Genomic DNA, 25,958 nt, shown 5'->3' on the forward strand with positions numbered 1-25,958 from the left:
GCGCGCTGCATCGCAGGAGCTTGCCCGGCGTTTCCCGCGCTATAAATCGGCATTCTCGAAAGGCCCGCCATGAACGCCGATTTCAGCTCCCTGTACAACCACCACGAGCGCGAAGTCTTCGGCGCGGTCATGGATGCGGCCAAGGATTTCCCCGACATCGCCGCCAGCAACGACCTGCTCTGCGACGTCTGCTGCGTGGCCCTGAACCGCCTGCCCCCGCGCTATATCCGCCACGAGGTGGACTTCAGCTTCTACCTGACCGAGCACGAGCGCCTGGAGATCGACAACGGCATCGCCGAGGCCGTGAGCTATGCCTACAACTTCGTGCAGGCGCGGACGGCGTTGCGGGCGCGGAAGTAAGGGCAGTCCGGCCAGCTGACGAGCGGATTCACCGCCGCCGTCTCTCGCTGATCAACACCGTCGGGAAACTCACCGGCAGCGTGCGCGGGTAATCGCGGCTGAAGTGCAGACCGCGGCTTTCATGCCGCATGAGTGCCGATCGGACGATCAGCTCCGCGCAGTCGACCAGGTTGCGCAGCTCCAGCAGGTCGCGCGTGACGCGGAAGCTGCCGTAGTAGTCGTCGATCTCGCCACGCAACAGCTTGATGCGGTGCAGCGCCCGTTCCAGGCGCTTGGTGGTGCGCACGATGCCGACGTAGTTCCACATCAGCAGGCGCAGTTCGTCCCAGTTGTGGGCGATGACGACCTGCTCGTCGGCGTTCTCGACCTGGCTCTCGTCCCAGGCCGGCAGTGGCGCGGCGTCAGGAACAGGCTGCTGGAGGATGTCGGCCGCGCAGGTCTGGCCGAGCACCACGCATTCCAGCAGCGAGTTGCTGGCCAGGCGGTTGGCGCCGTGAAGGCCGGTGTAGCCGGTCTCACCCACGGCGTACAGGCCGGGCAGGTCGCAGCGGCCGCTGAGGTCGGTCACCGCCCCGCCGCAGGTGAAGTGGACAGCCGGCACGACGGGGATGGGCTGCTTCGCGATGTCGATGCCAAGCGCGAGGCAGCGCGCGTGGATGGTGGGGAAGTGCTCCATGAGGAAGGCTTCGCCGAGATGCGTCGCGTCCAGCAGGACGAAGTCCAGGCCGTGCTTCTTCATTTCGAAGTCGATGGCGCGGGCGACGATGTCGCGCGGTGCGAGTTCCAGGCGCTCGTCGTGCGCGGCCATGAAACGCGTGCCGTCCGGCAACTTGAGATGCCCGCCCTCGCCTCGCAGCGCCTCGGTGATGAGAAAGCTGCGCTCCAGCGGGTGGTAGAGGCAGGTCGGGTGGAACTGGATGAACTCCATGTTCGCCACCCGGCAGCCCGCCCGCCAGGCCATGGCGATGCCGTCGCCGGTGGAGGTGTCGGGGTTGGTCGTGTAGCGGTAGACCTTGCCGGCGCCGCCGGTGGCCAGCACGACGGCACGGGCCGGCAGCGTCTCGACGCGCTGGGTGTCGATGTCGAGCGCGTAGACGCCATAGACGCGCGTCGGCTCGTCGCGCTGGGCGTGGCGGGAGGTGATGAGGTCCAGCGCCATCCAGCGCTCGCACAGCTTGATGTTGGGGTGCGCGCGGGCAACGGCCAGCAGCTGGTCGTGGATGGCCTTGCCGGTGGCGTCGGCCGCGTGGGCGATGCGGCGCACCGCGTGGCCGCCTTCGCGCGTCAGGTGCAGGCCCATGGGTCCGGTGTCGTCGGTCGTGAACGGCACGCCCTGCTCCACCAGCCAGCCCACGGCGGCGGCGCTGCGCTCGGCGATGAAGCGAGCCGCCTCCTCGTCGACCAGGCCGGCGCCGGCGTCCTGCGTGTCGCGCACATGGCTCTCGATGGAATCGTCGCTGCCGAGCACGCCGACGATGCCGCCCTGCGCCCAGGCGGTGGCGGCTTCGTTCAGCTCGCGCTTGGCCAGGACGACGACGGGCACATGGTCGGCCAGGTGCAGGGCCACGGTCAGTCCGGCAAGGCCGGCGCCGATGATGACGACGGGGGCGTCGGCGGGGGAGGCAGCAGTCATGGCGAAGCATTGTCCAGCAGCGCCACCCTCGGCGCGGCGATGTGAGGATTGCCGATTCGAGCAACCAGGCTCCGCGCCGGCCGCACTATGCTGCGCGCCGATGACAACGCTGACATAGAGCAGCCGGAGGAGACCTGTGATGACTTTGAAGAGCCTGGCCGGCGTGATCACCGGCCTGCTGCTGGTCGCCGCCACGTACGCCGCGCCACCGCCGGCCGAGGTGTTCTACAAGGACGCCGACATCAACGACGCGGTGCTGTCGCCTTCCGGGCGGCGGCTCGCGGTCACCACGGCCAAGGGCATGGCGCGGGTCGGCCTCGTGGTGTACGACCTCGCGCCCGGGGGCCGCATCCTGCGCGTGGCCCAGTTCGCCGATACGGACGTGACGGATGTACGGTGGGTCAACGACGAACGCCTCGTCTACAGCCAGACGGACCTGAGCCAGGGCAGCGGCCGATCCGTCGAAGCGCGTGGCCTCTTCACGGTGAAGGCGGATGGCACGAAGTTCCACCAGCTCGTACGGCGCCGCTGGAAGGGCGTCTCCACGAACCGGTTCGAGAGCCCCGCGCTCGACTGGAACCACCGCCTGCTGGCGATACCGCCATCGACCCCGGACAAGGTCAACGAGGACGTGCTGCTCGTCGAGTTCTCCCTCGACGAACAAAGCTACGAGACGCCCGTGTGGCTCAACACCGCCACGGCCAACACGCGCAACTTCGACGACAGGCAGGTGCCGCGCGCCATCAGCTGGATCGCCGACAGCCTGGGCGAGCCGCGCGTGGCCTACTCGCTCGACAAGGGCCGCGTGACCGCCCATTGGCTTGCACCGGGCAGCAAGACCTGGACCCAGCTCTTCGAGAGCGAATTGCTCAGCACGCCATTCGGTGTCGAGGCCGTGGACAGCAACGGCAGCCTCTTCGTCAGCCGCCCGGAAGGGCCGCTGGGCTACCACGCACTGAGCCGCTACGACTTCGAGCGCCGCGCGCCATCAGTCAAGCCACTGATCGCAACCCCCGGCTTCGACTTCAGGGGAGACCTCGTCACGGATGAGGCAGGCAGGACCCTCGGCGTGCGGCTCGTCGTGGATGGTGAGACCACGTTGTGGTTCGACGCCGCCATGAAGGCCTTCCAGGAACGCACCGACAAGCTCTTCCCCGGCCACGTCAACCGTATCGACTGCCGGCGCTGCGGCGGGCCCGACATGGTCGCCCTGGTGCGCTCCTACAGCGACCAGGACCCGGGCCGCCTCTACCTCTTCCAGGCAAAGCCGCCGGAGGGCGAAAAGAGTTGGCGGCTCATCAAGGCCGTGCGGGAAGACATCAAGCCCGAGCAGATGGCCGTGCTGGAGCTTCAGCGCATCAAGGCCCGAGACGGCCGCGACCTGCCCGTCTGGGTCACGAAGAGCGCCGACACCAAAGGCCCGTTGCCGGCCGTCGTCCTGGTGCACGGCGGTCCCTGGATGCGGGGCGTTGACTGGCGCTGGCGTGCGCACGCCCAGTTCCTCGCCTCGCGAGGCTATGTGGTCATCGAGCCGGAGATGCGCGGCAGCAGCGGCTATGGCGACGCCCACTTCCGCGCCGGCTTCAAGCAGTTCGGCCAGGCCATGCAGGACGACGTGGCCGATGCCCTGCGCTGGGCACAGAAGCAAGGCATCGCCAACGACAGGGCCTGCATCGCCGGCGCCAGCTACGGCGGCTACAGCACGCTGATGGGACTCGCCAAGGACCCGGACCTCTACCGCTGCGGCGTTGCCTGGGTGGCCGTGACCGACCTGGACCTCTACGTCGGTGGCGCCTGGAACGTGCTGGACGACATCGACACCGACAGCCGCGCCTACAGCCTGCCGGACCTGGTCGGCGATCCGGCCAAGGACGCCGCCATGATTGCCGCCCATTCACCCGTCAAGCTGGCCGCGCGCATCAAGGCGCCGGTGCTGTTGGCCTTTGGCGAAGACGACCGGCGCGTGCCGCTCGCTCACGGCGAGCGCATGCGCGACGCGCTGCGCGCCGCCGGCAACCCGCCGGTCTGGGTGACCTACGCCAACGAAGGCCACGGCTTCGCCAAGCCCGAAAACCGGCTCGACTTCGCCCAGCGCATGGAGGCCTTCCTGGCCAAGCATCTGAACCCTGCACGCCCATGACAAAAGCCATGACCAAGCCCAAGCTGCTGGCCGCCATCCTTGCGGCCACCACCCTCGCCGCCAGCGCGGCGCCGCCACCAGTCGACGTGTTCTTCAAGGACGCCGACATCAACGAGGCCACGCTGTCGCCCTCCGGCCGGCAACTCGCCCTCACATCGGCCAAGGGCGCCAACCGCGTCGGCCTCGTCGTCATGGACCTCGGCGCCGGCGGCAAGCTGACACGCGTGACGCAGTCAGCCAACCTCGACGTCTCCGGGGTGCGGTGGGTGAACGAGGACCGGCTGCTGTTCAGCCTGGTGGACATGGCCGAGGCCAGCGGCCGGCATTTCCATGCGCCGGGGCTGTTTGCCGTCAATGCCGACGGCAGCAGGGCGCGCATGCTCGTGCGGCGCAACCACAACTTCATCAACACCGACTCCGACGAGACCGCGCTCGGCTGGAACCACCGCTTGCTGATGGTGCCCGAGCCGCGCGCCGGTGAGGCGAACGAGGCGGTGCTGCTCGCCGAGATCGGTGAAGTGGGCGGTGTGCGGATCGAAAGCCCGGTGTGGATCAACACGCGCACCGGCCAGACGCGCCACGTCATCGGCGCCGCCCCCGGCAACAACCTGCAGTGGCTGCTTGACGCCCAAGGCCAGGCGCGCGCCACGCTGACGCTGAAGGACAACCGCGTCCAGGCCCACTGGCTGCCGCCGGGAGGCAGCGAATTCCAGCAGCTCTTCGACAAGCCGGTACTCGACCAGCCTTTCCAGCTCGAAAGCGTGGACGACGGCGGCGCGCTCTACGTCAGCCACGTGCCCAAGGGCGCTCGCCACAGCGTGCTGGCGCGCTACGACGCCGTGAGCCGGGCGCCGGCCGAACCGCCACTGGTGAGCGCACCGGGCTTCGACTTCCAGGGCGAGTTCATCAGGGAGGCGGGCGCGCTGCTGGGCGTGCGCGCCAAGACCGACAGCCAGGTCACCGTCTGGCTGGACGAGCGCATGAAGAAGTTCCAGGCCCAGGTCGACCGCCTGATGGCCGGCCGCCTGAACCGCATCGACTGCCGCCGCTGCGGCCAGCCGGACATGGTCGCGCTGGTGAAGTCCTACAACGACCACGACCCCGGCAAGTTCTGGCTCTACCAGGCCAAGCCGCCCGCGGGCGAGCCCAAGTGGCGCGCCATCGGCAGCATCCGCGAAGCCATCGTTCCAGAGCAGATGGCCGGCGTCGACCTGCAGACCATTCCCGCTCGCGATGGCCGCGAGCTGCCCGTCTGGGTCACACGACCGGACAACACCAAGGGCCCGCTGCCCGCCGTCGTGCTGGTGCATGGCGGCCCCTGGATGCGGGGCGTCGAGTGGCAATGGAACCCCTGGGCGCAATTCCTCGCCTCGCGCGGCTACGTCGTCATCGAGCCGGAGTTCCGCGGCAGCACCGGCTATGGCGACGACCACTTCCGCGCCGGCTGGAAGCAATGGGGCCAGGCGATGCAGGACGACGTGACCGACGCGCTGCGCTGGGCGCAGAAGCAGGGGCTGGCCAGCGACAAGGCCTGCATCATGGGCGCCAGCTACGGCGGCTACGCCACGCTGATGGGCCTGGCCAAGGATCCTGACCTCTATCGCTGCGGCGTCGCCTGGGTGGCCGTCTCAGACCTGGAACTGCTGGTGCAGGGCTCCTGGTTTGTTCCCGACGATGGGCGCATGGCCCGCCAGCTGACGATGCCCGACATGGTCGGCGACGCCACCAAGGACGCAGCCATGATCGCCGCCCACTCGCCCGTCAAGCTGGCCGCGCGCATGAAGGCCCCGCTGCTGCTGGCCCATGGCGAGGAGGACATGCGCGTGCCGCTGGCCCACGGCAGGCGCATGCGGGACGCGCTGGCCGCCGTGGGGCGACCGCCGGAGTGGGTCAGCTATCCCGGCGAGGCCCATGGCTTCAACAAGCCGGAGAACCGGCTGGACTTCGCGCGCCGCGTCGAGACGTTTCTGGCCCGGCATCTCGGACCGGTCGAGGCGGCGGCGACTGGCAGGTAGGGAGTCGCAAGTCGCGCGACGAAGGCGTTGGATATGACATCAAGCCTGCCGACGTCCATGGATTTCCAGAGAATCCAGGCGCGAGATGGCCGCGACCTGAACGCCTGGCTTGTGGACGACGACATCAGCGACCAGGCGCGCAATCACACCCTGCCCGAGCTGGTCGGCCACCCGGTCAAGGACGCCGCAATGCTCGCGGCCAACTCACCAGTCAGGCAGGCGGCGCGCATCAAGGCCGCGTTGCTGCTGGCCGTCGGCGAGGAAGACAGGATCGCGCCCCAGGCTCATGGTGAACGCCTGCGCGACGCGCTGAAGAAGGTCGGCAACGAGCCGGTCTGGCTCACCTACCCCGGCGAAGGCCACGGCTTCGGCAAGCTGAAGAACCGCGTGGACTTCGCCGAGCGCATGGCGGCCTTCCTGGCCCAGCACCTTCAGCCCTGATCCCGGAAACCGTTGTAATGCCGCCGCCATTCCGGTGGCTTCCACAGGTGAGCCAGACGCATGCCCCACGTCTTCTCCCGCGCCATGTCATGGAACATCGCTCGCCACTCGTGCGCGTTCAGCCAGAACAGGTTGTGAGTGGGGAAAGGGTGCTCGAGACCGTAGTCGACCGGCGCTTCCTCCGGCACGAAGCTGCCGAACAGGCGATCAAAGACGATCAGCGTGCCGCCGAAGTTCTTGTCGATGTACTGCGGGTTGCGGCCGTGGTGGGCGCGGTGATGCGAGGGCGTGTTGAAGATGAATTCGAACCAGCGCGGCATCCTGCCCACCCAGGTCGTGTGCACGAAGAACTGGTAGCCCAGGTTCAGCGACAGCGCGAACAGCACCCAGCGCGGCTCGAAGCCCAGCCACACCGCCGGCAGGTAGAACAGCCAGTTGCCGGCGATGGGGTAGAACCAGCTCTGCCGCAGCGCCGTGCCGAAGTTCATCTTCTCGGACCCGTGGTGCACGACATGGGCGCACCAGAACCAGCGGATGCGGTGGCTGCCGCGATGGAACCCGTAATAGAGGAACTCGACGAGCAGGAACAGGCCGGCGAAGCGCCACACGGTGATGTCGATGGTGAAGAGCCGGTGGTCGTAGACCCAGCCCATGGCCGGCAGCACCAGCAGGGCCAGCAGCACCAGGTCGGCCACCAGATAGCTGCCGCCGCTGTTCATGCTGTCGAAGGTGTCGCGGAAGCCGAACACGCCGGTCTTGCGAAAGCGCCAGGCCTCCATCGCGATGAAGACGCCGAAGACGGGCGACAGCAGGACGAGGGTCAGGTCGCGCCAGTCGAAGTGGCGTTGGTAGAGATCAAGCAAAGAGGCGGGCAACCAGTCCATGGTGGGATATTGCCGCCAAACCTGCACTGCCTCCCGGCGGCAAAACCCGCATGGCCATTGAACTGAGACCTGCTCCCGACGCCATCGTCCTCGACGGCCGGCCCGCCCACGGCCGCTACGCCGGGCGCATCGCGCGGCTCGACTGGCAGCCGCTGACGCCACGCCCCGGCCGGCTGTGGCGGCGCCTGCATCACAAGCGCTGGCACTACGTCGGCCTGGGCAACGACGCCGTTTTCATTGGTGTGGCCATCGTCGACCTCGGCTGGGCCAGTTCCGCCTTTGCCTACCTCTTCGACCGCGAGAGCCACAGGCTGTTGGCCGACTGGAGCCAGGACGGATTGCCGAGCCTGCAAGCCAGCGTGTCGGACGCACCGCTAGCCGGTGCAGACACATGGTTTCGCGGCCCCCGCGCGCGCTTGTCGCTACGCCATGAAAGCGGTAACCGCTTGTGCCTGAACGTCGCCACCCGCACGCTGCGCATCGAGGCCGAACTGCACCTCGCCGACATGGCCCCGCCGCTGCTCGCCATCGGCCCGGTCGAAGGTGGCCTGGCGCACGCGACGCAGAAGACCAGCGCCCTGTCCGTGCACGGCTGGGCCGAGGCGGCCGGCCGACGCTTCGACCTCGACACCGCCTGGGCTGCCGTCGACGCATCCAACGGGCTGCTCGCGCGCGACACGGCCTGGCGCTGGGCCAGCGCGCACCGGCCCGACATCGGCTTCAACCTGCAGCAGGGTTATTTCGGCGCACAGGAGAACGCGCTGTGGCTGGACGGCCAACTCATCGCCCTGGGCGCCGCGCACTTCGATTTCGACACCACGCGGCCCCTGTCGCCCTGGCGCATCCGCACCGACGACGGCCTGCTCGACCTCGTCTTTACGCCAGAGGGTGCTCGGGCGGCAAGCAAGCACCTCGGCTTTGCCGCCAGCCGCTACGTACAGCCCATCGGCCGCTTCGACGGCACCGCCAAAGGCAGGGCCGTCACGGCCCTGGCGGGCGTGACCGAGGACCACCGCTCCCTGTGGTGACCTATTCCACAGGACGGCCCAGTTGAGGCTGACGCCGCAGGCGGCAGGCCCTACAGTGCCCAGCACTGCGACCGGCGACCCGATCTGCGTGCAATACGACCTGAGCAAACCCCATCTCCTCTTGGGCGGCATCGTCCTGACGGTGGCCGCCCTCGTCGGCCTTGAACTGCTGCCGGCGCGCACGCTGGAGCTGACTGCGCCTGGCGCCGTCAACAACCTCTACCTGATGACGCCCGGCGAAACGCAGGGTGTGGCGCCGGTGCAATGGCTGGACGCCGAGCACCTGCGCTGGCGCTGCCACTACATCGCCTTTGAAAAATACCAGCCCTGCGGCCTGACCTTCAGTCTGACCGGGGACGACGCCGCACGGGGGCGGGACCTGAGCCGTTTCGACAGCGTGGAGATGGACCTGGCCTACAAGGGACCGTCGCCCTTCGTGCGCGTGGCCATCCGCAACTTCGACCCGCGCTTCTCCAAGCTGGACGACGGCAACAGCGCGCGCATGCACAACGTCAACCTGCGGCCGCGCGACATCGCCAAGCCGGTGCACATCCAGCTGAGCGAGCTGACGGTGCCGGAATGGTGGATCCACCAGTTTGACCTGGCGCGCGAGTACAACCAACCCGGTCTGGAGAACGCCGTTGCGCTGACCATCGACCTGCCCGGCGACTTGGCCGGCCAGGAGCATGAAATGCAACTGCGCCGCCTGACGTTCAAAGGCGAGTGGGTCAGCCGCGACCGTGTCTATCTCGGCATCCTGTGCGCGTGGCTGCTGGGTGCCAGCCTGTTGGTGCTGCGCGGCTGGAGCCAGTTGCGCCAGAGTCACAACCGCCAGCAGCGCGAGATCGACGCGCTGACCCTGCGCACACGCCAGCTGCGCATCGAGCAGGAAAAGCTGCGTCGCCTGGCCACCATCGACGAGCTGACCGGCGTGCTGAACCGCCGTGGCCTGGAGCAGTCGCTGGACGACTTCGAGGAGGCCGCACAGGGCGTGACCCTGGTGATGTTCGACATCGACCACTTCAAGCGGGTCAACGACCGCCATGGGCACGACTGCGGCGACGAAGTGCTGAAGCGCGTGGCCGCCGTCGTGGCGGCCAATCTGCGCGCCAGCGATGTCTTCGGCCGCTGGGGCGGCGAGGAGTTCCTCATCGCCTGCCAAGGCACCCGTGTGCGCGACGCCGCGCGCCTGGCCGAGAAGCTGCGCGAGCGTGTGGAGCAATCCGAAATCAGCGCCGGCGGTGCTCGCATCACCGTGACGGCGAGTTTTGGCGTGGCACTCGCGCCACCGGGCGCCCCAGCAGCCGGCGCACTCAAGCGGGCCGACGAGGCCCTTTACCGCGCCAAGGAAGCCGGCCGCAACCGCGTCGAACTCGACATGGCGCTGCAGAGCGACGCGCCAACCACCGTCTGAAGCCACTCTGGATGCAATACGACCTCAGCAACCCCAAGCTACTCACTGCCGGCGTCGCGCTGACGCTGGCTGTCATGATCGGCATCGAGCTCCTGCCAGCGCGCACGCTGGACCTGATGGCGCCGGGTGTCGCCGGTGGTCCCTACCTGATCAACGCCCATGGCACCCAGGACGAGAGCGCGGTGCGATGGCTGGATGCAGACAGGCAGCGCCAGCTGCGCTGCAGGTACGACAAGGCCGAGAACTACATGGGTTGCGGCCTCACCTACGTGCTCAGCGGGGACGACCCGTCGCGCGGGCGGGATCTCAGCCGCTTCGACAACATCGAGATCGACATCGCCTACCAAGGCCCGTCGCCCTTCGTGCGCCTTGCCATCCGCAACTTCGACGCGCGCTTCTCCAAGGTGGAGGACGTCAACACCGCACGCTTCCATTCGGTCAATCTGAGGCTGCGCGACATGGGCAAGCCCGCGCAAGTGGACCTCAATGAGCTGACCGTGCCGGAGTGGTGGATCCACCAGTTCGACCTGGCCCGCGAATACAACCGCCCCGGCCTGGAGAACGCGATCGGCCTGTCGCTTGACGTGGCCCTGGTCCAGCCCGGCCAGGTCCATGAGCTTCAGGTGCGCCGCCTCGTGCTGAAGGGCCAATGGGTCAGCCGGGACCAGGTCTATCTGGGCATCGTGGTCAGCTGGCTGCTGGCCGCCAGCCTGCTGGCACTGCGCGGCTGGACGCGGCTGCGTCAGGGTTACAGCCAGCAGCAGCGCGAGATCGATGCGCTGACGGCGCGTACGCGGCTGTTGCGCATCGAGCAGGAGAAGCTGCGCCGCCTGGCCACCATCGACGAGCTGACCGGCGTGCTCAACCGCCGCGGCCTGGAGCAGTCGCTGGACGACTTTGAGGAGGCCGCCCAGGGCATGACGCTGGTGATGTTCGACATCGACCACTTCAAGCGCGTCAACGACCGCCACGGCCATGACTGCGGCGACGAAGTCCTCAAGCGCGTGGCCGCCGTCGTGGCAGCCAACCTGCGCGCCAGTGACGTCTTCGGCCGTTGGGGCGGCGAGGAGTTCCTCATCGCCTGCCAGGGCACGCGTGTACGCGACGCCGCTCGCCTGGCCGAGAAGCTGCGCGAGCGTGTCGAGCAGAGCGAGATCAACGCCGGCGGCGGCCGCATCACCGTGACCGCCAGCTTCGGCGTGGCACTCGCGCCACCGGGCGCTCCGGCGGCCGGCGCACTCAAGCGGGCCGACGAGGCGCTTTACCGCGCCAAGGAAGCAGGCCGCAACCGCGTCGAGCTTGACATGGCGTTGCAGAGCGACGCGCCGACGACCGTTTGAGCCCCTCGCCCACCCTCGCGTCGCTCGACGCGAGCGAGTCTGGTCGGTCCCCCGATGGGACGGAGCCAATTGCGGCGTCGAGCCGCAAATCGGCCGCAAGCGGGCCGGCTTGGGGCGGCCCGGCGCTCGGCCCGAAACGCAGCAATCAGTGCACCACCCGCCCGAACGAGAACTCGCCGCCCTCCACGTCCACCGGGATCACATCCCTGGGGCCGAACCTGCCCTCCAGGATGAGCCGTGACAGCGGGTTCTCCACCTGCTGCTGGATGGCACGCTTCAGCGGCCGCGCACCGAAGACAGGGTCGAAGCCGACCTTGGCCAACTCGTCCAGCGCCGCCTCGCTGACGTCCAGCTTCATCTCCAGCTTGTCCAGCCTTGTTTCAAGCAGGCGCAGCTGGATGCGCGCGATGGACTTGATGTGGTCTGCGCCCAGCGCGTGGAAGATGACGGTCTCGTCGATGCGGTTCAGGAACTCGGGCCGGAAGTGCGCCTTGACCTCGCCCCACACGGCCTCGCGGATGACCTCGTCGCTCTCGCCCGACAGCGCCATGATGTGCTGCGAGCCGAGGTTGGAGGTCATGACGATCACGGTGTTCTTGAAGTCCACGGTGCGGCCCTGGCCGTCGGTCAGGCGGCCGTCGTCCAGCACCTGCAGCAGCACGTTGAACACGTCCGGATGGGCCTTCTCGACCTCGTCGAGCAGCAGCACCGAATAGGGCTTGCGGCGCACCGCTTCGGTCAGCGTGCCGCCCTCCTCGTAGCCCACGTAGCCGGGCGGCGCACCGATCAGGCGACTGACGGAATGCTTCTCCATGAACTCGCTCATGTCGATGCGCACCATGTGGTCATCGCTGTCGAACAGGAAACCGGCGAGCGCCTTGCACAGCTCGGTCTTGCCCACACCGGTGGGGCCGAGGAAGAGGAAGCTGCCCAGCGGCCGGTTCGGGTCCGAGAGGCCTGCGCGTGAGCGGCGGATGGCATCGGACACGGCCTGGATGGCTTCGGCCTGGCCCACCACGCGCTCGTGCAACTTGCCTTCCATCTGCAGCAGCTTCTCCCGCTCGCCCTGCATCAGCTTGGCGACCGGGATGCCGGTGGAGCGTGCCACGACCTCGGCGATCTCCTCCGCGCCCACCAGCGTCCGCAGCAGGCGCGGCCGCGTTGTTCCCTTGCCCTTGTCCTTGGCGCCGGCTTCCTTGTCCTGCGCCTCGTTCAGCTGCTTTTCCAGCTTGGGCAGGCGGTCGTACTGCAGCTCGGCCAGCTTGTTGAAGTCGCCCTTGCGCTTGAGTTCCTCGATCTGCTGCTTGATGCGGTCGATCTCTTCCTTGACATGGGCCGAGCCCTGGGCCTGCGCCTTCTCGGCCGTCCAGATCTCTTCCAGGTCCTCGTACTCACGCTGCAGCTTGAGCAGTTCGTCCTCGATCAGGCTGAAGCGCTTCTGCGAGCCCTCGTCCTTCTCCTTGCGCACCGCCTCGCGCTCGATCTTGAGCTGGATCATGCGGCGGTCCAGCCGGTCCATCGCCTCGGGCTTGGAGTCGATCTCGATCTTGATCTTGGCCGCCGCCTCGTCGATGAGGTCGATGGCCTTGTCGGGCAGGAAACGGTCGGTGATGTAGCGGTGGCTCAGCTCGGCCGCGGCAATGATGGCCGGGTCCGTGATCTCGACGCCGTGGTGCACCTCGTACTTCTCCTGCAGGCCGCGCAGGATGGCGATGGTGGCTTCGACCGTCGGTTCGTCCACCAGCACCTTCTGGAAACGCCGCTCCAGTGCCGCGTCCTTCTCGACGTACTTGCGGTACTCGTTGAGCGTCGTCGCGCCGATGCAATGCAGCTCGCCGCGCGCCAGCGCCGGCTTCAGCATGTTGCCGGCGTCGATGGAGCCTTCGGACTTGCCGGCGCCCACCATGGTGTGGATCTCATCGATGAAGAGGATGGTCTGGCCGGCGTCCTGGCTGACTTCCTTCAGCACGCCCTTGAGCCTCTCCTCGAAGTCGCCGCGGTACTTGGCGCCGGCCAGCAGCAGGGCCATGTCCAGCACCAGCACGCGCTTGTTCTTCAGGCTCTCCGGCACCTCACCGTTGACGATGCGCTGGGCCAGGCCCTCGACGATGGCCGTCTTGCCCACGCCCGGCTCGCCGATCAGCACCGGGTTGTTCTTGCTGCGACGCTGCAGCACCTGGATGGTCCGGCGGATCTCCTCGTCGCGGCCGATGACCGGGTCCAGCTTGCCCAGGCGGGCGCGTTCGGTCAGGTCCAGCGTGTACTTCTTCAGCGCCTCGCGCTGGCCTTCCGCTTCGGCCGAATCGACGTTCTGGCCGCCGCGCACGGCCTCGATGGCGCCCTCCAGCGCCTTGCGCGTGAGGCCGTGGCCGCGCACGACGCCGGCCAGGTCGGTCTTGGCGTCGGCCAGCGCCAGCAGGAACATCTCGCTGGCAATGAACTGGTCGCCCCGCTTGGTCGCCTCTTTCTCGGCCGCCTGCAACAGGCTGACAAGATCGCGCCCGGCCTGCACCGTCTGGCCCGAACCGCTGACCTGCGGCAGGCCGGCAATCAGACCTTCCAGCGCCGTCTTCAGGCCCTGGACGTTGACGCCGGCGCGCTGCAGCAAGGCGCGCGGTCCGTCGTCCTGGGCCAGCATGGCGGCCAGCACATGGCTGGGTTCGATGTACGGGTTGTCGCGGCCCAGGGCCAGGCTCTGGGCGTCGCTGAGCGCCTCCTGGAAGCGGGTGGTGAACTTGTCGGCACGCATGGTGGGAATCCTCCGGTTGCGAAGCCAAGTGGGCGCCTGTCGGCGCTTTTCAAGTTGGCCTAGATCAAGGCCTGGACGAGTTTCATGCCCAAGCACGCGGCAAAAAGCGCTCCCAGCACGTGGGCCAGGGTGTGGACCGCAGCCATGCCGAAGTCGCCGTGACGCAGCAACGCGAGCGACTCGCCCGAGAACGCCGAGAAGGTCGTCAGTCCGCCCAGGAAGCCGGTGACCAGCAAAAGTTTCAGCAATTCATTCGGCTGGCGGCCAAACCACTCCAGCGCCATGCCGATCAGCAAGCCGCCGACAACATTGACCAACAGCGTGCCGAGCGGAAAGCCTGCCCAGCGCATGTTGAACAGCAGCCCTGCCTGCCAGCGCGCCAGCGCGCCCAGCGCCGCACCCAGTGCAACCGCAGCGCCGTTCAAGAAGCGTTCTCCGCCGCAATGCCCCAGCGCGCCAGCGCTTCGTCGTCCGCCACCCGCGCGTCCACCCAGTGCGCGCCATCCGGCGTGTGCTCCTTCTTCCAGAACGGTGCCTGGGTCTTCAGGTAGTCCATCAGGAATTCACAGGCCTGGAAGGCCTGGCCGCGGTGGGCGCTGGTGACGAGCACGAGCACGATCTGGTCGCGCGCCTGAAGGCGGCCCACGCGGTGGATGACCTTGGCGGCGCGGATATCGAAGCGAGCGAAGGTCTCGTCCACCATGCCTTCGATGGCGGCCTCGGTCATGCCGGGGTAGTGCTCCAGTTCCATGGCGCTGACCGTCTGGCCGCTGCTGTGCTCACGCACCGTGCCAACGAAGGCGACCACGGCGCCGACGCCGCCATCCTCAAGGCGCAGGGCGGCCGTTTCGGCGCCAAGGTCGAAGTCGTCGGTCTGGATGCAAACTCGCGGCATGGCGTAGATTCTCGCCGCCGACAGGGTGAGATTCACCTGTTTGGGGCCCGAGCCCTCCAAGCTCCGCCCGATACTCGCCTCCAAATTTCTCTTCACCGCATGCGGGAACCGACATGGCCCTGATGGATTTCATCAAGAAACAGTTCATAGACGTCATCCAGTGGACCGAGGACAGCGACGGCACATTGGCCTGGCGCTTCCCGATGTCCGGCATGGAAATCCAGAACGGCGGCCAGCTCGTCGTGCGCGAATCGCAGGTCGCTGTCTTCGTCAACGAGGGCCAGGTCGCCGACGTCTTCGGCCCCGGCACGCACCGTCTGACGACGCAGACGCTGCCGGTGCTGACCTATCTCAAGAACTGGGACAAGCTGTTCGAGTCGCCCTTCAAGAGCGATGTCTACTTCTTCAGCACCCGCCAGCAGATCGACCAGCGCTGGGGCACCAGCCAGCCGGTCTCCATCCGCGACAAGGATTTCGGCGCCGTGCGCCTGCGCGCCTTCGGCAACTACGCCTATCGCGTGAAGGACGCCAAGGTCTTCCACAGCCAGATCTCGGGCACGCGCGAGCGCTACACCGCCGCCGAGCTCGACGGGCAACTGCGCGGCCTGATGCTGCAGCACATCAGCGACGCCGTCGCCAGCAGCGGCACGGCCTTCCTGGACCTGGCGGCCAACCAGATCGAGTTCGCCGCCGCGCTCAAGAACGCGACTTCGCCGTCCTTCGACGCCATCGGCCTGGAACTGCTGTCGGTGACGATGCAGAACGTGTCCCTGCCCGAGGAGCTGCAAAAGATCCTCGACCAGCGCATCGGCATGGGCATCATTGGCCAGAACATGGGTCAGTTCATGCAGTACCAGGCCGCACAGGCTCTGCCCGAGATGGCCAAGGGTGGCTCGGGCGGCAGCGGCATCGCGGGCGAGGCCATCGGCCTGGGTGCCGGCGTGGCCCTGGGCCAGACGCTGGCGCAGACGCTGGGCCAGGGCCTGGCCGGCGTGGGCGCTGCGGCACCCGCCCCGGCCGCCAGCAAGCCCGAGGACATCGTCTCGCTGCTGGAAAAGCTCGGCGACCTCAAGGCCAAGGGCATCCTGACCGACGAGGAATTCGCCGCCAAGAAGGCCGACCTCCTGAAGAAACTTGGCTGATCAGGCGCCCAGCGCCCAGCGCCGCTGGCGCGCGGCCTGCCCCAACTGCGGCGCGCCGGTCGAGTTCGCCAGCGCGGCGTCCGCCAGCGCCGTCTGCGGCTTCTGCCGCAGCACATTGCTGCGCGACGGCGAGACGCTGAGCCAGATCGGCAAGAGCGCCGAAATCTTTGAAGACTATTCGCCGCTGCAGCTCGGCGCCAGCGGCCGCTGGATGGGCAGCGGCTTCACCGCCGTCGGCCGCGTGCAGCGCGGCTCGGAACTGGGCAACTGGAACGAATGGCATCTGCTGTTCGACGCCGGCGCCGACACGCCGCGCGTGGCTTGGCTCAGTGAGGACAACGGCCAGTTCGTCCTCAGCCTGGAAGCACCGCTCGCCGAAGCGCCACCCACCGATCCACAAGTCGGCGCACCGCTGACACTGGCAGGTCAACGCTGGCAGGTCGCCGCCGTCGTTCAGGCCGCCGTGCGCGCCGCCGAGGGTGAGCTGCCGCGCGTGCCACGCACCGGCCGCATCGTCGAGCTGCGCAACCCGCAGGACGAGGTCGGCACGCTGGAATTCCGCGAGGACGGCCCGCCGGTCTGGTCCGTCGGCCGCGGCGTGCAACTCGCCGACCTGGCCCTGCAAGGCCTGCGCACAACGGCCGAGGGCGAGTCCGTCGCCGAAGCGAAGTTCGCCGGCCGCAGCATCGCCTGCCCCAGCTGCGGCGCGCCGCTGGTTCCGAAGCTGGCACAGACCAAGAGCATGGCCTGCGGCCAATGCCAGGCCGTCGTCGACCTGCCCGAAGGTGACGCCAAGGCGCTCGGCTTCACGCCTCAGCCGCCTGGCCTGCCCCCGCTGATCCCGCTCGGCCGCACCGGCACGCTGGCGCTGGCCGGCGAGAAGCCGCAGGGCTGGACCGTCGTCGGCTACCAGGAGCGCTGCGACCTGCCCGAAGACGCCGAGGACGAGCAGAGCTTCTGGCGCGAGTACCTGCTCTACAACCGCCTGGCCGGCTTTGCTTTCCTCGTCGATACGCGCGAAGGCTGGAGCCTGGTGCGCACGCTCACCGGCGCGCCGACGCAATCGCGTGCCGGCACCCAATGGCAGAGCCGCGCCTACGACGAACGCTGGACCTACCAGGCGAAGACGACGCATGTGCTGGGCGAGTTCTACTGGCCTGTGCGCCTGGACGACCGCGTCAAGGTCACCGACTACGCCAGCAAGGACGGCCAATACCTGCTGAGCCGCGAGCAGCAGGGGCCCGAGGTCACCTGGAGCGCCGGCCAGACCCTGGAAGCAGCCACGGTGCAGAAGGCCTTCGGCCTGTCGGCCCCAGCCGCTCAGTTTGCCCGGGACGCCTCGGCATTCAAGACCGGCGGCGCCAAGCTCCTGGTCTACATCGTCGTCGGCCTGTTCCTGCTGGTCATCCTGGGCACGCTGCTTCGCGCGTGTGCCAGCGACGACTGCCAGCGCTACAAGAACAGCTTCGGCGAAGCCAGCAGCGAATACCGACAATGCCGCGCCAGCCTGCGCAGCAGCGGAGGCGCCTACAGCGGCAACACGGGTGGCAGCTACGGCGGCTACAGCAGCGGTGGCGGTGGCCACAAATAAGACGATCTCAACGGAGTGCTCACCATGACCCTCGACTGGCTCAAACCCGAAGTCATCCTCGGCTCGACGATGTATGCCCTCATCGGTGTCGTCATCTTCTGGCTCTCCTTCCTCATCGTCGACAAGATCACGCCCTACAAGCTGTGGGAAGAACTCGTCGAGCACAAGAACGTCGCGCTGGCCATCGTCGTCGGCGCCATGTGCATTTCCATCGGCAACATCGTCGCTGCGGCGATACATGGCTGAGCGGATTCTCCTGAACGAGTGCGTGCGTCCGACGTTGTCGTGAACGCCGCCGAGGCCCCAACACCCGACAAGCACGGACCCAGCCTGGCCGAGCTGCTGCTGCTCGCCAGCGTCTTCGTCATCGCCGCCTGCGGCCTGGTCTACGAGCTCGCGGCGGGCGCGCTGGCGAGCTATCTCCTCGGCGACTCGGTGCTGCAGTTCTCCACCGTCATCGGCGTGTACCTGTTTGCCATGGGCCTGGGCTCCTGGCTGTCGCGCTTCGTCGAGCGCCAGCTCATCGGCGTCTTCCTGCAGGTGGAGCTGCTCGTCGGCGTCATCGGCGGGCTGATGCCAGCGGCGCTGTTCACCGTGCACAGTCTGCTGCCGCCGGGCGAGGCCATGGTCTTTCGCGTGCTGCTCTACGCGCTGGTGCTGCTGGTGGGCACCCTGGTGGGCCTGGAGATCCCGCTGGTCATGCGCATCCTGAAGCGCCACTTCAGCGCGCGCTACGGGCTGAAGGATCTCGTCTCGCAGGTGCTGACCTTCGACTATCTCGGCGCCCTGCTGGTGGCCCTGGCCTTCCCGCTCGTGCTGGTGCCGCATCTCGGCCTGGTGCGCACCGGCGTGGCCTTCGGGCTGCTGAACGTGGCCGTGGCCGTCTGGGCGCTGTGGCTGTTCCGCGCCGAGCTGCGCGCCAAGGGAGCTATGGCTGCAGCCTGCGCGCTGTCGGCCGCGTTGCTGCTCGCGGCCCTGGCGGGCGCGGAGCGGCTGACGACCTGGGCCGAGGACCGCTTCTACGGCGAGGACATCGTCTTCAAGCAGAGCAGCGACTACCAGCGCATCATCGTCACCGAGGGCCGCGCCGGCACACGGCTTTTCCTGAACGGCAATCTGCAGTTCCATTCCAAGGACGAGTACCGCTATCACGAGGCCCTGGTGCAGCCGGCAATGGCCGCGCACGGCGCCCCGAAGCGCGTGCTGGTGCTGGGCGGCGGCGACGGCATGGCCCTGCGCGAGGTGCTGAAGTACGCCAGCGTCGAGCAGGTCACCCTCGTTGAGCTGGACCCGCTGATGACCACACTGTTCCGCGACAACGGGAAGCTCGCCGCGCTGAACGGCCACGCGCTTTCATCCCACAAGCTCACCATCGTCAACGCCGACGCCTTCGGCTGGCTGGAGCAGCAGACCCAGGTCTTCGACGTCATCGTCGTCGACTTCCCCGACCCGTCCAACTTCGCCTTGGGCAAGCTCTACACGGCCAGCTTCTACGAGTCGGTCGACCAGCACCTCAGCGCGGGCGGCTATGCCGTCGTGCAGACGACGTCACCGCTGATCGCACGGCGCAGTTTCTGGACCGTCGTCACCACCATCGAGTCCACCGGGCTGACCACCACGCCTTACCACGCCCATGTACCGAGCTTCGGCGAATGGGGCTTCGTCATCGCGTCGCGCCGGCCCTTCCGGCTGCCGACGCAGTTCCCGCCCGGCCTGCGCTTCCTGAGCCCGCAGAGCCTGCCGTCGCTGCTGGACTTTCCCCCCGACATGGCGCGCGTGCCGACCGAGGTGAACCGCCTGAGCAACCAGGTGCTGGTGCAGGAATTCGAGGCCGAGTGGGGCAAGGTGCATTGAACCGGGAACGTTGATTGCCATGGAGCTTGATCGCCGGCCGGTCGCGCCGGTGCGGAGTCGCTCATGCCAACCCAGAAGCCCGCCTCGCTCGGTAAGGCCGACGTGCCAACCACGCCTGCCAATACCGATGCCACCGACGTCGACAGCGTCTATCAGAACCTCATCAACGGTGTCGGCCACGAGCATGTGACGGACGACAACGTCGAAGAGCTGATCCGTCGCGCCGATGCCGACAAGCACCCGGTGCTGGCCGCGGAACTGCGCGAATGGCGCTCGGCCACCGGTGAAGACGCGAACATCGATCTCGACCCGGCTCACTGAACATCGTCGGCAAGGCGTGCTGCTAACCTGCGCGCCTTGCGCCCGCCGACCGCCTCCTTCCCAGCTTCCCCCGCCCGACGCGCGCTGTTGATCAGCCTGCTGGCCAGCGCCTGTTCGAACGATTCAACGGGCCCGCAGGGCGGCTGGGTAGGCACCCATCCGCAGCGCGGGCACCGGCTGCGCGCCGAGCTGCCACCCGCCGGCGGACCCCTGCGAAAGGCGGGCGTCGTCATCGTCGGCGCCGGCATCGCCGGCCTCGCCTGCGCGCGTGCATTGGCCAGCCGCGGTATCGACGACATCGCGCTGCTGGACCTCGAGGATGCCGCCGGCGGCAACAGCCGGGGTCACCTGATGGCTGGCTCTGCCTGCCCGCTTGGCGCGCACTACCTGCCGCTGCCTGGCTCCGACGCGCACGAGGTTTCGCAACTGCTCGCGGAACTGGGCCTGTCCCGGCAGGTGCTGGGCCGCACCGAGTGGGACGAGCGCCACCTCTGTCACAGTCCGCAGGAACGCCTCTTCATCGATGGCGAATGGCACGAGGGCCTGCTGCCGCCGGCCGAATCACAGCCTGCGCGCGAGCAGTACAGGCGCTTTTCGGCCCGGGTCGCCGAGGCCCAGCGCGACCTGGGCTTCGCAATGCCCACGCGACGCGCCCGCTGGACGCCGGGCCACGGCGCGCTGGACGCCCAGACGTTCGCCACCTGGCTGGACGCGAACGCGCTGTCCGACACCCGACTGCGCTGGTACCTCGACTACTGCTGCCGCGACGACTTCGGCGCGGGCGCGGCTGGCGTCTCGGCCTGGGCCGGCCTGCACTACTTCGCCAGCCGCCATGGCTTCCACGCGCCTGGCGACGAGGCGGCCGAACGCGAGCCTGTGCTGACCTGGGCCGAGGGCAACGGCTGGCTGTCCGCCCGCCTCGCCGAGCCGCTGCGCGACCGCACGCACCTGGGCCGCAGCGTGCTGCGCGTCAACGAGGGCAAGCACGGCGTGGAACTGCTGGCGTGGAACGAAGCGGAAGGCGCGCCCGAGCGCTGGCAGGCCCAGGCCGTCGTGCTGGCCACGCCCCTCTTCATCTCGGCGCGCCTGCTGGCCGCACCGTCCGAAGCGTTGCGCAGTGCCGCCAGACAGTTGAGTTATGCCCCCTGGCTCACGGCCAACCTGGCACTGAGCGAGCTTCTGCTCACGCGCCCCGGCGTGCCGCCGGCCTGGGACAACGTGCGCTACGGCACCACGGCCCTCGGCTACGTCGACGCCCGCCACCAGTCGTTGGACCCGACGCCGCGCCCGCCGCTGCTGACGGCCTATTTCGCGCTGCCCGCCGCCCAGCGCGCCGAGCTGCTGCGCCAGCCCTGGCAACACTGGGCCCGTTTCGTCACCGACGAGCTGGCGCAAACCCACCCCGACCTGCCGGCCAAACTGGTGCGAATCGACCTGTGCCGCTTCGGCCACGCGATGAGCATCCCGACGCCGGGCCTGCGCGGCTCAACGGCCCTCGCCGCACTGAACGACGCGCGCGGCCGGGTTGTCTTCGCGCATGCCGACTTGAGCGGCTATTCGGTGTTCGAAGAGGCCTACACGGTCGGCGTCGAGGCAGCGGCCCGGCTCAGGCTCTGACGGCTGACGGAGGCCGGCGCAAAGGCGTCGATCAGCGCGGTCATCAGCGCCTCGGCCTTGGCGGTGTTGTCGGCGCCGTAGTTACAGACGTAGACATCCAGCGTCACCCCGCCCAGCTCCGGCCAGGTGTGGATGGCCAGGTGCGACTCGGCCAGCAGCACGACGCCGGTGATGCCGCACTGCTCTTCGGCCGCGCCAAAGCGATGGAAGAGTTCGGCCACGCCGCTGAGGCCGGAGGTCAACACGGTCGCGCGGCACAGGGCGGCCAAGGCTTCGGCATCGCACATCAACGGCAGTGCCGGATTGACCCCGCCCAGGTCGGCCGTGAGATGCAGGCCGTTCATCCGCCAGTGACTGGGGGGAAGAACGCCAGCTCGTCGCCATCCACCAGCACGGCGGACTCGGCGCACATTTTCTGGTTCAGCGCCGAACGCACGGCGCGGCCGGCGGCCAGCGCGTCGGCATGAACGCCGCCACGCGCGAGCAAGGCCTCGCGAGCAGCAGCGACGGTGCTGCCCTCAGGCAAGGCCAGCGCCTCACCCTCACCCAGCTTCTCGCGCAGCGAGGCGAAGAAGCGCAGCTTGACCGTGATCGTCACGCCAGCAGCTCCGCAAACGGCAGGAAGCGCACCGCGTCGCCGGCCTTGATGGCCTGGCCAGGCGGGTTGTCGAGCAGGCCGTCGGCCCAGAAGGCCGAGGTCAGCACGCCGCTGCTCTGGTTGGCGAACATGGCGAGGCCGCCGTCGTCGTCCAGCCGCACGCGCAGAAACTCGCGGCGCTTGTCAGGCTTGGGCCAGTCGAAGCCGGCTACCAAGCGGTAGCCGCGCGGCGTGAGGCGCGAGGCGCCTTGCAGCTTCAACAGCGCCGGCCGCACGAGGACGAGGAAGGTGACGAGACTGGACACCGGATTGCCGGGCAGCCCGATGAAATGCGCCTCGCCCACGCGGCCGTAGGCGAAGGGCTTGCCGGGCTTGATGGCAACGGCCCAGAGATCGAGCCGGCCCTCGGCCTGCACGGCGGGGCGCAGGTGGTCCTCCTCGCCGACGGACACGCCGCCCGAGGTCAGGATGACATCGGCCCGCGATGCGGCGTCGCGCAGCGCGGCGCGGGTGGCTTGGAGGTTGTCAGGCACGATGCCGAGGTCGACCACCTCGCAGCCCAGGCCGTCGAGCAGCGCGCGCAGCGTGAAGCGGTTGCTGTTGTAGATGGCGCCTGGCGGCAGCGGTTCGCCGGGCATGACCAGTTCATCACCGGTCGAGAACACCGCGACGCGGGGGCGGCGGGTGACCATCAATTGAGCGGCACCGGCTGTAGCCGCGAGGCCCAGCGACACGGCGTCCAGCCGCGTGCCGGCGGGCAGCACGACCGAGCCGGCGCGCACGTCTTCGCCACGCAGGCGCACATTGGCGCCGGTTGTGACGGGCTGAGTCACGCGCAGCTGGCCATCCACCAACTCGGTGAACTCCTGCATGACCACGGTGTCCGCCCCCGGCGGCACATGGGCGCCGGTGAAGATGCGCGCCGCCTCGCCCGCAGGCAGCGGCGCGGGCACGCTGCCTGCGGGGATGCGCTGGGTGACCGGCAGCAGCGACGCCGCATCGGCGGCACGCAGCGCATAGCCGTCCATCGCCGAGTTGTCGGCCGGCGGCACGTCGACCGGCGAGACCAGGTCCGCCGCCAGCACGCGGCCGCGCGCATCGGCGGTGGCCAGCGTTTGCGTCCCGGCCAGCGGCGCGATCTGCGCCAGCAGCGCCGCCAGCGCGTCGTCGAGCGGGATCAGGCCGGGTTTCCTGCCATCAGACATGGCTGCGGATGTAGGCCTTCACCTGATCCACGTCCGCCGGCATCAGCGTCACGCGCTTGGGCAGGTCTTCGATGCCGTCCAGCCCGGCCGGCCGCGGCGGCTCGATGCCCAGCGCCTCGTGGATGGTGGCGGCGAACTTGGCCGGCAGGGCCGTCTCCAGGACCAGCATGGTCACGGCGGGGTCACGCTGCTCCAGCGCCACCTTGAGGCCGTCAGCCGTGTGCGGGTCGATGACGATGCCGTGCTCGGCGTGGCAGCGGCGGATGGTGGCGATGCGGTCGGCATGCGTGCTGCGGCCGGAGCTGAAGCCGAAGCTGGCGATCTCGGCATGCTCACCGGCCTTCAGCCCGAACTGGCTGCCGCTGAAGTGCTGCTTCACCCGCGCGCCGTCGCGGCCCAGCAGGTCGAACACGAAGCGCTCGAAGTTGCTGGCCTTGGAAATGTCCATCGACGGGCTGGACGTCTCATGCGTGTCGGCGCTGCCGCGCACGCGGTAGGTGCCGGTGCGGAAGAACTCGTCGAGCACGTCGTTCTCGTTGGTCGCGACCACCAGCCTGGCGATGGGCAGGCCCATCTGGCGCGCGACATGGCCGGCACAGACGTTGCCGAAGTTGCCTGACGGCACCGTGAAGCTGACCTTCTCGGCATTCGTCTTCGTCGCCTGGAAGTAGCCGGCGAAGTAATAGACGACCTGGGCCAGCAGCCGCGCCCAGTTGATGGAGTTGACCGTGCCGATGCGGTACTCGCGCTTGAAGGCGAGGTCGTTGGAGACAGCCTTGACGATGTCCTGCGCGTCGTCGAACACGCCTTCCACGGCGATGTTGTGGATGTTGGCGTCTTGCAGGCTGAACATCTGCGCCTGCTGGAAGGGGCTCATGCGGCCCTGCGGGCTGAGCATGAAGACATTGACGCCTTGTCTGCCGCGCATCGCGTACTCGGCGGCGCTGCCGGTGTCGCCCGAGGTCGCGCCGAGGATGTTCAGCGTCTCACCGCGGCGGGCCAGCTCGTACTCGAACAGCGCGCCAAGCAACTGCATGGCCATGTCCTTGAAGGCCAGCGTCGGGCCGTTGGACAGACCTTGCAGCGCCACGTGGTCGCCCAGCCAGGTCAGCGGCGTGATCTGCTCGGTGCCGAACACCTCGGCCGTGTAGACCTTGCGCGTGATGGCGTGCAGGTCATCGGCGGGGATGTCATCGATGTAGAGCGACAGGATCTCGAAGGCCAGGTCGGCATAGGCCAGGCCACGCCAGCGCGTCAGCGTCGCCCCGTCGACGCGCGGGTAGGTCTTGGGCAGGTAGAGGCCGCCGTCAGGCGCCAGGCCTTCAAGGAGGATGTCGGAGAAGCCGCGCTCGGTCTGGTCGCCGCGGGTGCTGATGTACTTCATGTCAGTGTGTCTGGCTCAGGCCAGTTCTTCCTTGCGGATGCGGACGATGGGCGCGAGGACGGTTGGCAGGCCCTGCATCTTGGCCAGCGCCTCGTTCATGCGGCCTTCAGACGTGTCGTGCGTCAGGATGATGAGGTCGGTCTGGCGCTCGCCCTCGGCGGACTCGCGTTGGAGCACGGCGTCGATGGAGATGTCGTGCTCGGCCAGGATGGTGGTGATGCGCGACAGCACGCCGGCCTGGTCGGCGACAACGAGGCGCAGGTAGAACGCCGTCTGCACGCCGGCCATCGGCAAGATGGGCGTGTCGCTCATCGCGTCGGGCTGGAAGGCCAGGTGCGGCACGCGGTGGTCGGGGTCGGCCGTGGCCAGGCGGGTCACGTCCACCAGGTCGGCGACGACGGCCGAGGCGGTCGGCTCTGCGCCGGCGCCCTTGCCGTAGTACAGCGTCGTGCCGACCGCATCGGCCTGCACGACGACGGCGTTCATCGCGCCTTCGACATTGGCGATCAAACGGGTCGACGGGATCAGCGTGGGATGCACGCGCAGCTCGATGCCGTTGTCACGGCGGCGCGTGATGCCGAGCAACTTTATGCGGTAGCCGAGCTGCTCGGCGTACTTGATGTCGGTCGCCTGCAGGCTCGAAATGCCCTCGACATGCGCCTTGTCGAACTGCACCGGGACGCCGAAGGCGATGGCACTCATGATGGTCAGCTTGTGGGCGGCGTCCACGCCTTCGATGTCGAAGGTCGGGTCGCTCTCGGCATAGCCCAGGCGCTGGGCTTCCTTCAGCACGACGCCGAAATCCAGGCCCTTGCTGCGCATCTCGGACAGGATGAAATTGGTCGTGCCGTTGATGATCCCGGCGATCCACTCGATGCGGTTCGCCGTCAGGCCTTCGCGCAGCGCCTTGATGATGGGAATGCCACCGGCAACCGCCGCTTCGAACGCGACGACGACGCCCTTCTCACGCGCGGCCTCGAAGATCTCCGTGCCGTGCAGCGCCAGCAGCGCCTTGTTGGCCGTGACGACGTGCTTGCCATTGGCGATCGCCTGCAGCACCAGCGTGCGCGCCGGCTCGATGCCGCCGATCAGCTCGACAACGATGTCGATGGCCGGGTTGTTGACGAGCTGCTGTGCGTCACCGACGCAGGGCACGCCGTCGCCGACGACGGCCTGGTAGGCCTTGGCGCGCTCGGCATTGCGGGCGGCCACCATCGCGATTTCAATGCCACGCCCGGCGCGGCCGCGAATCTCGGCCTGGTTGCGCTGCAGGACGTTGAAGGTGCCGGCACCGACGGTGCCGAGGCCGATGAGGCCAACTTGAATCGCTTTCATTGCAGGGCTCTT

At 68.3% G+C, this 25,958-nt stretch carries 23 protein-coding genes; 13 read left to right on the plus strand and 10 right to left on the minus strand.

Features of this window, described 5'->3' with window-relative positions; all coding sequences use genetic code 11:
- The first annotated feature begins 69 nt into the window (after positions 1-69).
- The gene (locus AC0IZJ_RS21510; protein ID WP_471853567.1) at positions 70-360 is read left to right on the plus strand and encodes a late competence development ComFB family protein; all 291 of its coding nucleotides are present in this window, start codon (positions 70-72) and stop codon (positions 358-360) included.
- A gap of 28 nt (positions 361-388) precedes the next feature.
- Here the strand turns inward: AC0IZJ_RS21510 and nadB are convergent, their stop codons facing one another.
- Positions 389-1,993 carry an L-aspartate oxidase gene (nadB, locus tag AC0IZJ_RS21515; RefSeq protein WP_471853568.1) on the minus strand — a complete coding sequence of 535 codons (1,605 nt, stop codon included), beginning with the start codon at positions 1,991-1,993 and terminating at the stop codon, positions 389-391.
- A 139-nt stretch (positions 1,994-2,132) separates the two neighbouring features.
- Here nadB and AC0IZJ_RS21520 point away from each other — a divergent pair, with 139 nt between their 5' ends.
- From AC0IZJ_RS21520 to AC0IZJ_RS21530, 3 genes are read left to right on the plus strand one after another with little or no spacing between them, the layout of a single operon-like run.
- Positions 2,133-4,133: an alpha/beta hydrolase family protein gene (locus tag AC0IZJ_RS21520; RefSeq protein WP_471853569.1), complete on the plus strand. Its 2,001-nt coding sequence runs from the start codon at positions 2,133-2,135 to the stop codon at positions 4,131-4,133.
- A gap of 8 nt (positions 4,134-4,141) precedes the next feature.
- A complete protein-coding gene (locus AC0IZJ_RS21525; protein ID WP_471853570.1) occupies positions 4,142-6,148 on the plus strand; it encodes a S9 family peptidase in 2,007 nt (668 codons plus the stop codon).
- Positions 6,149-6,205: 57 nt separating this feature from the next.
- Positions 6,206-6,589: an alpha/beta hydrolase family protein gene (locus tag AC0IZJ_RS21530; RefSeq protein WP_471853571.1), complete on the plus strand. Its 384-nt coding sequence runs from the start codon at positions 6,206-6,208 to the stop codon at positions 6,587-6,589.
- Here AC0IZJ_RS21530 and AC0IZJ_RS21535 read toward each other — a convergent pair.
- A complete protein-coding gene (locus AC0IZJ_RS21535; protein ID WP_471853572.1) occupies positions 6,580-7,473 on the minus strand; it encodes a sterol desaturase family protein in 894 nt (297 codons plus the stop codon). The two genes, AC0IZJ_RS21530 and AC0IZJ_RS21535, sit on opposite strands and share 10 nt — an antisense overlap.
- Before the next feature lie 50 nt (positions 7,474-7,523).
- Here AC0IZJ_RS21535 and AC0IZJ_RS21540 point away from each other — a divergent pair, with 50 nt between their 5' ends.
- From AC0IZJ_RS21540 to AC0IZJ_RS21550, 3 genes are read left to right on the plus strand one after another with little or no spacing between them, the layout of a single operon-like run.
- On the plus strand, positions 7,524-8,501 hold the full coding sequence (locus AC0IZJ_RS21540; protein ID WP_471853573.1) for a DUF2804 domain-containing protein: 978 nt from the start codon (positions 7,524-7,526) through the stop codon (positions 8,499-8,501).
- Between the two features lie 55 nt (positions 8,502-8,556).
- The gene (locus AC0IZJ_RS21545; protein ID WP_471853574.1) at positions 8,557-9,915 is read left to right on the plus strand and encodes a GGDEF domain-containing protein; all 1,359 of its coding nucleotides are present in this window, start codon (positions 8,557-8,559) and stop codon (positions 9,913-9,915) included.
- An 11-nt stretch (positions 9,916-9,926) separates the two neighbouring features.
- Entirely contained in the window at positions 9,927-11,255 is a 1,329-nt protein-coding gene (locus AC0IZJ_RS21550; RefSeq protein ID WP_471853575.1) for a GGDEF domain-containing protein, read from the plus strand.
- A 145-nt stretch (positions 11,256-11,400) separates the two neighbouring features.
- Here the strand turns inward: AC0IZJ_RS21550 and clpB are convergent, their stop codons facing one another.
- From clpB to AC0IZJ_RS21565, 3 genes are read right to left on the minus strand one after another with little or no spacing between them, the layout of a single operon-like run.
- On the minus strand, positions 11,401-14,004 hold the full coding sequence (gene clpB / locus AC0IZJ_RS21555) for an ATP-dependent chaperone ClpB (protein WP_471853576.1): 2,604 nt from the start codon (positions 14,002-14,004) through the stop codon (positions 11,401-11,403).
- Positions 14,005-14,063: 59 nt separating this feature from the next.
- Complete coding sequence (gene crcB, locus AC0IZJ_RS21560; protein WP_471853578.1) at positions 14,064-14,429, minus strand: fluoride efflux transporter CrcB; 366 nt, start codon at positions 14,427-14,429, stop codon at positions 14,064-14,066.
- Positions 14,426-14,899, minus strand: coding sequence for a molybdenum cofactor biosynthesis protein MoaE (locus AC0IZJ_RS21565; protein WP_471853579.1), 474 nt, complete (start codon positions 14,897-14,899; stop codon positions 14,426-14,428). The genes crcB and AC0IZJ_RS21565 overlap by 4 nt, the downstream gene beginning before the upstream one ends.
- A 113-nt stretch (positions 14,900-15,012) precedes the next feature.
- Between AC0IZJ_RS21565 and AC0IZJ_RS21570 the strand changes: the two genes are divergently transcribed.
- The 6 genes from AC0IZJ_RS21570 (at position 15,013) to AC0IZJ_RS21595 (ending at position 21,424) form a co-directional block, all read left to right on the plus strand.
- On the plus strand, positions 15,013-16,041 hold the full coding sequence (locus AC0IZJ_RS21570) for an SPFH domain-containing protein (protein WP_471853581.1): 1,029 nt from the start codon (positions 15,013-15,015) through the stop codon (positions 16,039-16,041).
- Complete coding sequence (locus AC0IZJ_RS21575; RefSeq protein WP_471853583.1) at positions 16,034-17,632, plus strand: DUF4178 domain-containing protein; 1,599 nt, start codon at positions 16,034-16,036, stop codon at positions 17,630-17,632. Before AC0IZJ_RS21570 ends, AC0IZJ_RS21575 begins: the two co-directional genes overlap by 8 nt.
- Before the next feature lie 24 nt (positions 17,633-17,656).
- Entirely contained in the window at positions 17,657-17,878 is a 222-nt protein-coding gene (locus AC0IZJ_RS21580) for a DUF350 domain-containing protein (protein WP_471853585.1), read from the plus strand.
- A gap of 18 nt (positions 17,879-17,896) precedes the next feature.
- Complete coding sequence (locus AC0IZJ_RS21585) at positions 17,897-19,486, plus strand: polyamine aminopropyltransferase (RefSeq protein WP_471853587.1); 1,590 nt, start codon at positions 17,897-17,899, stop codon at positions 19,484-19,486.
- 63 nt (positions 19,487-19,549) lie between these two features.
- Positions 19,550-19,807 carry a hypothetical protein gene (locus AC0IZJ_RS21590; RefSeq protein ID WP_471853589.1) on the plus strand — a complete coding sequence of 86 codons (258 nt, stop codon included), beginning with the start codon at positions 19,550-19,552 and terminating at the stop codon, positions 19,805-19,807.
- 36 nt (positions 19,808-19,843) lie between these two features.
- Entirely contained in the window at positions 19,844-21,424 is a 1,581-nt protein-coding gene (locus tag AC0IZJ_RS21595; protein WP_471853591.1) for a flavin monoamine oxidase family protein, read from the plus strand.
- Here the strand turns inward: AC0IZJ_RS21595 and AC0IZJ_RS21600 are convergent.
- From AC0IZJ_RS21600 to AC0IZJ_RS21620, 5 genes are read right to left on the minus strand one after another with little or no spacing between them, the layout of a single operon-like run.
- The gene (locus AC0IZJ_RS21600; protein ID WP_471853592.1) at positions 21,382-21,768 is read right to left on the minus strand and encodes an S-adenosylmethionine decarboxylase family protein; all 387 of its coding nucleotides are present in this window, start codon (positions 21,766-21,768) and stop codon (positions 21,382-21,384) included. The two genes, AC0IZJ_RS21595 and AC0IZJ_RS21600, sit on opposite strands and share 43 nt — an antisense overlap.
- Positions 21,765-22,022 carry a MoaD/ThiS family protein gene (locus tag AC0IZJ_RS21605; RefSeq protein WP_471853593.1) on the minus strand — a complete coding sequence of 86 codons (258 nt, stop codon included), beginning with the start codon at positions 22,020-22,022 and terminating at the stop codon, positions 21,765-21,767. Before AC0IZJ_RS21605 ends, AC0IZJ_RS21600 begins: the two co-directional genes overlap by 4 nt.
- Positions 22,019-23,227 carry a molybdopterin molybdotransferase MoeA gene (locus tag AC0IZJ_RS21610; RefSeq protein ID WP_471853594.1) on the minus strand — a complete coding sequence of 403 codons (1,209 nt, stop codon included), beginning with the start codon at positions 23,225-23,227 and terminating at the stop codon, positions 22,019-22,021. The genes AC0IZJ_RS21605 and AC0IZJ_RS21610 overlap by 4 nt, the downstream gene beginning before the upstream one ends.
- Positions 23,220-24,611 carry a threonine synthase gene (thrC, locus tag AC0IZJ_RS21615; RefSeq protein ID WP_471853596.1) on the minus strand — a complete coding sequence of 464 codons (1,392 nt, stop codon included), beginning with the start codon at positions 24,609-24,611 and terminating at the stop codon, positions 23,220-23,222. Before thrC ends, AC0IZJ_RS21610 begins: the two co-directional genes overlap by 8 nt.
- 15 nt (positions 24,612-24,626) lie before the next feature.
- Positions 24,627-25,946 (minus strand): homoserine dehydrogenase, encoded by a 1,320-nt coding sequence (locus AC0IZJ_RS21620; RefSeq protein ID WP_471853598.1) that lies wholly within the window; start codon positions 25,944-25,946, stop codon positions 24,627-24,629.
- Positions 25,947-25,958 lie beyond the last annotated feature (12 nt).

The sequence above is a fragment of the Roseateles sp. AC306 genome (genome assembly GCF_979253795.1).